The sequence below is a fragment of the Candidatus Lokiarchaeota archaeon genome, assembly GCA_014730275.1.
GTDB lineage: Archaea > Asgardarchaeota > Thorarchaeia > Thorarchaeales > Thorarchaeaceae > WJIL01.
The window spans coordinates 1-2,857 of the sequence record WJIL01000122.1; the positions used below are offsets into that span (position 1 = coordinate 1).

Annotated in this window: 4 protein-coding genes; 2 read left to right on the plus strand and 2 right to left on the minus strand. The window is 45.2% G+C overall.

Annotation, left to right across the window (positions count from 1 at the left end):
* Together GF309_13350 and GF309_13355 are read right to left on the minus strand one after the other, a co-directional pair.
* Positions 1–198, minus strand: a 198-nt coding sequence (locus GF309_13350) for an NADP-binding protein (GenBank protein MBD3159762.1), incomplete at its 3' end; no start/stop codon positions are given.
* A gap of 159 nt (positions 199–357) precedes the next feature.
* Positions 358–1,584 carry an ABC transporter substrate-binding protein gene (locus GF309_13355; protein MBD3159763.1) on the minus strand — a complete coding sequence of 409 codons (1,227 nt, stop codon included), beginning with the start codon at positions 1,582–1,584 and terminating at the stop codon, positions 358–360.
* Between the two features lie 92 nt (positions 1,585–1,676).
* Here GF309_13355 and GF309_13360 point away from each other — a divergent pair, with 92 nt between their 5' ends.
* Positions 1,677–2,549: a hypothetical protein gene (locus tag GF309_13360; GenBank protein MBD3159764.1), complete on the plus strand. Its 873-nt coding sequence runs from the start codon at positions 1,677–1,679 to the stop codon at positions 2,547–2,549.
* Positions 2,549–2,857: hypothetical protein (locus tag GF309_13365; protein ID MBD3159765.1), on the plus strand; the 309-nt coding region annotated here is incomplete at its 3' end. The genes GF309_13360 and GF309_13365, both read left to right, overlap by 1 nt.

Here is a 2,857-nt window from a genome sequence, read left to right on the forward strand (position 1 = left end):
AATTTCTTCGATAATATCTTCAACACGAGAAACTGGTATTCCTATTTCTTCCAATCCAAGAATGAGTCCAGCATCTTTTCCAAGGATATTCTCATCAATATCAATAACACCTGCCAGACTGAGATTCTCTTTCTCCAATATTATCTCTGTTGCCCATCTACCTTGGGAGCCAAAACCGTATTGAATAACGTCTACCATTTGACATGTTTCCTGATTATTTGCTATGTTCGATTTCTTTTTGTTCACTTGCTGTTCCGATTTCCTTTTTCATCCATCACGAGGTCATGCTTTCGAAAGAAAAGAGGGGAGCTGTGCCAGATTGTACTTCTACAACCTAGCACAGGTTTTACACTAATTTCAGACCCAGGGCTGATCGGTATATGAGCCCGTGGAGTGGCCCGATGGCCAAACAACTGTTGCCTCAGTATCTTGCCACTGGAGTAGCACAGGGGGTATATAGCTAATCTGATGATTATCCATGAATGTGAAGGATTCTCTAGCCCCTGTGAATTCGTATGTCTCAAGCGCCTCGATAACAGCATCCGTGTCTGTTGTTCCGGCTTGTTCTATGGCCTGAGCCAGAGCCATGAGTGCATCATAGCTGGTAACGTCAGTACCGAACGGCTTCTGACCGGAAACTTGGATGAAGTCACCGAAATATTGCTGGGAATTCTCGGAAAGGGAGACATTCCACATGTGGTTAACTGTAAGCATATAGTCGGTGTCAGTCGCACCGAGCTCTTCGATTGTTCTTGGATAGCTTAGCAGTCCTGATGCACCAACATATGTAATATTGGGTTTGAGTGACCACCACTGTGAGTGGAATCCCAGACTAGTTCCAAGTAGCAAGTCGACTAGCACTAGATCAGGACCGAAGTCCTCAACTTGGGTAATCTCTGCACTGAAGTCAGTCGTTCCAGGTGTGAATAGCACGCCCTGATAATCGATTCCTGACTCATTGCAGAATCCTTCTAGATGCTCAGTAGCCTCACGTGCCCATGTTAAATCTTCAGTTACAAAGGAAATAGAGTCAACATCTTCAAGAAGATCCGTGGTTGAGGTAAAGAATGCATACATCCACTGTGAGACATTCCACTGAGTTCTAAACAAGTACTTGTACCTATCATAATCATCGGCAACCAGGTTTGTGAAAGCACTTGTTGTGGGGTTGGTTGCGATGAAAACCGTCTCGTAGTCCGCTGCTACCTCCGCTACCTGCATAACGACGCTAGACAAAACTGTACCCATCATGAAATCTACATTGTCGACTGTGATGAGCTTGCTAGCCGCCGATGATGCTGTTTCGGGGTCGCCTTCCGTGTCCTCGCTAACGATGACAACGGGTCTTCCCATTATTCCGCCTTCTTCGTTCAACTGTTCTGCAGCAACTTGGAATCCGTGATATCCGCCTCTTCCGGAAGCGGAAGTGCCACCTGTTAGTGGTTCCAAGACACCGATACGAATCGGTTCTGGACCACCAGTTGGTTGCATGAGATATACCACGCCCACTGCAGCAACAGCGACGATTGCGACAATCGCAACAACCGCGATTATTCGTTTATTCTCTGATAGCATATCTTCCATCACCCTTCTTCAAAGGGTTTCATCAAAACAATAAACAATATATAGCATAAGTACTTTGTGGCTTTTTCAGAGAACCAGTATCAAAAGTGAAAATGAGAAGGATATTTATGATAAATCTCGAAGTATTTTTCAATGGTGTCATACTTGGAAGCCTGTATGGTTTGATGAGTGGTGGATATTCACTCATCTATGGTGTGGGAAAAGTATCCAATCTGGCTTATGGCCACATGTACATTACTTCCACCTTTCTGGCGTACATGCTGTACAAAGAATTTCAATCCCTTCTGGTGGTCGTCCCAGTCGTGCTCTTTCTTACCTTTCTCTTGGGAGTTGCGACTCAATACCTCCTTGAACGAGTTTCGGAAGATCATTCAAGGGTGCTTTTCCTCTCACTGGGAATTGCCATAATCTTGGAAAACCTATTGCTAGCATACTTCGGCGGAATCTACAGATTCAGTCCACGATATATATCTGGGTTAATCGAATTCGCTGGAATACGTCTAGACATATACCGAGTGATTATTTTCGCCGTCACCATCTCACTATACATATTGATGTCCTTGCTTGTGACAAGAACGCAGTTCGGCACAGAAATGCGAGCAGTGTCTCAAAACGAAGATGCTTCTTGGTTGATGGGAATCAACGTGCAGAAGGTGAAGCTCGTAACAGGCGGATTGGCCGCGGGTCTGGCCGGCGTTGCTGCAATTCTACTTCTCCCAATATATCCTATCTATCCTGCTATGGGCTGGGAGTATCTATTAGTAGGATTTGCTATTGTGATTGTTGGAGGCCTTGGCAGCCTTAACGGGACCCTCATCGCGGGAGTCATTCTAGGTGCGGCTGAGTCCTTATTCGGTTACTATGTCTCTTCTGGTCTTAGAGGAGTCTTCTATTTCACTATCGTGGTCCTGGTTCTGCTAGTTAGACCTCAAGGCATCCTCGGAAAGAAAAGGGGGTATAAGTAATGGAACAGTTGAACGATGTTTTCCAAACCTGGATCACAGAAATGAAACAATATGTCAAGATGCTCATGAACCCGGAGTTCTACAAAGAGAATCAGATGAAGGTACTCATAGCCATAGTCTTTCTCACCTATCCAATTGTACCGTTCCTCTTGGGTTTTGACTATCTGGTTCATCTGGCTATTGTGGCTAACATTTTGGCTGTGATAGCAATGGCGTGGGATCTCAACGGGGGATACACTGGCCAGGATAATCTTGCCTCAGGTTTCTTTGCTGGAACTTGCGGATATGTCAGCGCAATACTGACTACC

Bases quoted from the DNA above. Each gene is read 5' to 3' on its own strand.
- GF309_13355 (MBD3159763.1), bottom strand. From the start codon at position 1,584: ATGGAAGATATGCTATCAGAGAATAAACGAATAATCGCGGTTGTTGCG.
- GF309_13360 (MBD3159764.1), top strand. From the start codon at position 1,677: ATGAGAAGGATATTTATGATAAATCTCGAAGTATTTTTCAATGGTGTC.